Consider the following 2,404-nt stretch of genomic DNA (forward strand, 5'->3'; position numbering starts at 1 on the left):
TCAGCCCGGCCGACAGCACGGCGGCCTCTTCGAGCGCATCGACCGCGACGGATCGGATGCCGGCCTCCGCGACGACGGCCGCGACGAGCTCGATCCCGTGCCCCCACGCATCGCGGCGCAGGTCGGCGACGGCGCGTGGATCGCGCGCCAGCTGGAGCGCATTCGAGAGGAGTGCCGAGCGCGATATGCGTGCGACGGGGGTCGCCCGCCGGGGCTTCGGCCAGGTCACCGACCTAGACTAACCCGAGGGCCGATCGGCCCCGACGACCCTCGGAGTGTGAATGTCTGACAACCGCCTCGGCCTCGCCGGCAAGTTCCGCTACCTCGCCGAGCGCGCCCGCCGCATCGACGTGAAGTCGGTCGCGGAGCGCGCGAGGGAGGTGCACGAGCAGCACGGCACGTGGACGCCGAGGGTGTTCGCCGACATGCTCTGGTCCGCCGCGCGGCACGACGTGGCGTTCCAGGACTACGTCGACTACGACTTCGCGATCCTCTCGAGGACCGAGCGCGCGACGTACATGACCCACCCGGTCTCGATGCAGCTCGCACAGCGCTTCGCGCAGAAGGACAAGCGCGTCCTGTTCGAGAACAAGATCGAGTTCAACAAGCTCTTCGACCGCTTCCTGAAGCGAGACTGGCTCATCGTCGAGGCGGGCAACGCCGACGCCGTGAGGGCGTTCGCCGAGAAGCACGGCACGTTCATCGCGAAGGTGCCCGTGAGCCACATGGGCCTGGGCGTGCGTCGCTACCACGCGAAGGACGTCTCCGACTGGGACGCGTTCCACCGCGGTCTGCTCGAGCGTGATGAGCTGCTGCTCGAGGAGGTCATCCGCCAGCACGACGATCTCGCGGCCGTCTGCCCCGGCACCGTGAACACCACCCGCATCACGGCGTTCTTCGACGGCACGGATGTGCACATCCTCGCGATCGCGCAGAAGTTCGGTCGCGGCGCCGTCAGCGATCAGATGTCGTACGGCGGCTTCTACACGATGCTGCACGACGACGGACGGTCGTTCGGACCGGGCTACGACTCCCACGCCCACGTGCACGAAAAGCACCCCGACACCGGCTTCCCGATCGCGGACTTCCGCCTTCCCCTCATCGACGAGGTCACGGCGTTCATCGACCAGGTCGCCCGCGTGGTGCCCGAGGTGCCGTACGTCGGCTGGGACGTCGTCGTGAGCCCCGACGGCCCCGTGCTCGTCGAGGGCAACTGGGGCGCCGGCGTCTACGAGAACAAGCCCAGCGTCACCGGCATCCGCACGGGGCACAAGCCGCGCTACCGCAAGGCGATCGGGTTCTGACGCGCCTCTCGCGTCGAGGTCGAGCGAGGAAGCGCGGCGACCTCGTCGAGACCCTCCCACCACGCAGAAACGCCCCTCCGAGGAGGGGCGTTTCTGCGTGCGGAGGGTCAGATGGGGCGGACGATCCCCAGGGGCGTGGACTGGTGTCCCTGACCCAGCGGGTTGTCGCGCAGGATGCGCACGAGACGCTTCTCCCCCGCCTTGTCGAGCGTCGAGCCCAGGATGTTCCCGCCGATGTCGTTGATGTCGACGACCGCGACGTCGACACCGGAGCCCACCAGCGCCTGCACGCGGTGGGCGACCTCGCGCGGCTTGTCGGGCCCGAGCACGACCGCCTGGTTGTACGGCGGGATCGTGCCGCTCGTGGGGCCGTCGATCGCGCGCGCCTTGTCGCCCGCGATGCGATAGAAGTCGCCCCTGCGGCCGAGGGCCTTGGTCACGGCGGCGACGGCCGCCGCGAGCAGGATCCGCGGGGTGCCGCACTCGCGCAGCGCCATCTCCATGGTCTCGGGCATGCCCAGACCGATGCCGTACGGCGTCTTCTGAACGTACTTCGACAGGAAGCGGGCGAGCGGGCGCACGCGGATCTCGCTGAGCAGGTACGAGCGGCCCTGCGTGATCGCGACGATCTTCTCCGTCACGAACAGCAGGTCGCCCGGCCGCACCGCGTCCTTGGCGTACTCGGTGATGATCTGATCCAGGTCGTCGTCCGGCATGACGACGCGCGTGCGCAGCGGAATCCGCTGCACCCGCTCGCCGTCGACCTCGACCTCGAGGGCCTTGCCCTCGTTGGCTGCGGCGGTCATCGAGGGGTCACTCGAGGTAGTCGCGCAGCGACTGCGAGCGGCTCGGGTGGCGCAGCTTCGCCATCGTCTTCGACTCGATCTGACGGATCCGCTCGCGCGTGACGCCGAACGTGTCGCCGATCTGGTCGAGCGTCTTGGGCTGGCCGTCGCCCAGGCCGAAGCGCATGCGGATGACGCCCGCCTCGCGCTCGGAGAGCGAGTCGAGCAGGCTCTCGAGCTGGCGCTGCAGCATCGTGAAGCCCACCGCGTCGGCCGGCACGACGGCCTCGGTGTCCTCGATCAGGTCGCCGAACT

3 protein-coding genes and 1 pseudogene are annotated in these 2,404 nt (G+C 69.3%); 1 reads left to right on the forward strand and 3 read right to left on the reverse strand.

Annotation, left to right across the window (positions count from 1 at the left end):
- A pseudogene (locus tag RIF89_RS13955) lies at nt 1-229 on the reverse strand (hypothetical protein); the annotation flags it as partial.
- A gap of 52 nt (nt 230-281) precedes the next feature.
- Between RIF89_RS13955 and RIF89_RS13960 the strand changes: the two are divergent.
- Nucleotides 282-1,304, forward strand: coding sequence for a sugar-transfer associated ATP-grasp domain-containing protein (locus tag RIF89_RS13960; RefSeq protein WP_309069686.1), 1,023 nt, complete (start codon nt 282-284; stop codon nt 1,302-1,304).
- Nucleotides 1,305-1,411: 107 nt separating this feature from the next.
- Here the strand turns inward: RIF89_RS13960 and RIF89_RS13965 are convergent, their stop codons facing one another.
- Nucleotides 1,412-2,110, reverse strand: coding sequence for a coenzyme F420-0:L-glutamate ligase (locus RIF89_RS13965; RefSeq protein ID WP_309069687.1), 699 nt, complete (start codon nt 2,108-2,110; stop codon nt 1,412-1,414).
- A gap of 7 nt (nt 2,111-2,117) precedes the next feature.
- Nucleotides 2,118-2,404, reverse strand: a 287-nt coding sequence (locus RIF89_RS13970) for a sigma-70 family RNA polymerase sigma factor (protein WP_309069688.1), incomplete at its 5' end; no start/stop codon positions are given.

Origin of the sequence: Microbacterium sp., from assembly GCF_031178525.1 — a bacterium.
In the GTDB taxonomy this organism is placed as follows: Bacteria; Actinomycetota; Actinomycetes; order Actinomycetales; family Microbacteriaceae; genus Microbacterium.